General features: G+C 42.9%; 2 protein-coding genes. Both read left to right on the forward strand.

Features of this window, described 5'->3' with window-relative positions:
• Nucleotides 1-33: 33 nt before the first annotated feature.
• The gene (locus tag AC06OU_RS18740; protein ID WP_475857725.1) at nucleotides 34-1,068 is read left to right on the forward strand and encodes a dihydrodipicolinate synthase family protein; all 1,035 of its coding nucleotides are present in this window, start codon (nucleotides 34-36) and stop codon (nucleotides 1,066-1,068) included.
• A 58-nt stretch (nucleotides 1,069-1,126) separates the two neighbouring features.
• A partial coding sequence (locus AC06OU_RS18745; RefSeq protein WP_475857726.1) for a hypothetical protein occupies nucleotides 1,127-1,852 on the forward strand: 726 nt, incomplete at its 3' end.

Below are 1,852 nucleotides of genomic sequence, written 5' to 3' on the forward strand. Positions count from 1 at the left end.
ACTCACTTCCAGGAGAGGAAGGGTGAGTTTTAAATGAAAGAAGAGTTAAAACAGCATCTACATGACGGGGCGTTCATTCCGGCGCATCCACTTGCGATCACGCAAGACAAAAAACTCGACGAAGAGGCACAACGCCGTTTAACTCGATATTACTTGGAGGCAGGCGTTGGCGGGGTCGCGGTTGGTGTGCATACCACACAATTTGAGATTCGAGATCCTCAGTTTGATTTGTATGAAACGGTATTAAAGCTTGCGATGGAGGAAATCAACAACGCAAAACTGAATCGTCCATTCCTTAAAATCGCGGGTGCTTGTGGTAAAACAGAGCAGGCGGTAAAAGAGGCAGAAATCGCTAAAAGTTTTGGCTATGATATGGTACTATTAAGTAACGGTGGATTAAATGAATATTCCGAAAAAGAACTAATTGAACGTACGAAAGAGGTCGCTGCTATTATTCCAGTGTTCGGCTTTTATCTTCAGCCAGCTGTAGGTGGACGGGTATTTAGCTATGAATTTTGGGAGCAGTTCGCTGCAATCGACAATGTATTCGGCATTAAAATGGCTCCGTTTGACCGTTATTTAACGTTAGATGTGATTCGCGCAGTGAACGCCTCTCCGAGAAGAGACGATATTGCGCTTTATACCGGCAATGACGACAACATCGTAGTGGATTTGTTCACCAATTATAATGATAAGCAAATCGTTGGCGGCTTGCTAGGGCACTGGTCTGTGTGGACACACAAGGCAGTGGAGCTTTTTGAACAAATAAAAGAAGCGAGGGCACAGGGTCAGATTGATCCAAAGTGGTTCAGCATTGCCCAGCACGTCACGGATGCCAATGCAGCATTCTTTGATTCGAGAAACGACTTTAAGGGAAGTATTGCGGGTATCAATGAAGTGCTCAGAAGACAGGGGCTTATGCAAGGGAACTGGTGCCTAATGGATCACGAGGTATTGAGTGACGGTCAGCTAGAGGAAATCGATCGTGTGTACTACGCGTATCCAGAGCTGAACGACGATGCATTTGTAAAGGCTTTTTTGGAAAAGGAAAGTGTAGTAAACGGTTAAGCAATGGAGGCACATCGATTAGGTGTGTCTTTTCTTCTATTTCAAAGGGGGGAGAGGTATGGAGACAAACATAAAGGTGGGAGTTATAGGGCCGCAATGGATTCGCGAGACGATGGTTAGATGCTTTGGACTTTTTCCGAATATCCAACCGATTTTCCGTTTATCCGATGAAATAAAAGATGCAAGGAAGCTGACAATTGAGCTATTGGACAAGGTGGATTGCTTGTTTTATTCGGGAAGAATCGCTTATTTAGTTGCAAAGGACGAAATACCGATAGAGACACCAGCCTTCTATATTCCGCTGAAAGGAGCAGGACTCTATCAGTCTCTGTACAAGCTAAAGAGCAAGCAAAATTTCATGAACATTAGTCTGGACGGTATACAAGACAACTACATGGAGCTTATTAAAAGCAATTTAGAGGAAACGTTTACGTATCAAAATTTCCAAGAAATCGTCTATATGGAAAACAAAGATAACGTGGTGAATTTTCATCTACGGAATGTAGAAGAGATACCTAATACGGTTGTCATTACTAGTCTCAAGCTAGTTAGTGAGCAGCTATCCGAGATGAATATTATAAACGAATGGCTAAAGCCTACGGACCAGGATATTATTGTGGCAATTGAACGAATGCTACTCGCAACCAATCAACGAAAACAAAAAGAGATGCAAATATTCCTAGGTAGAATCTTCATCGAAAATTCCGGTGACGCCAGTGAATTTATGTCCGAGCAACAGGTACATACCAGAAATCATGCCATTCACCGTATGCTTCTTCGATTT

The organism is Psychrobacillus sp. (genome assembly GCF_056205495.1).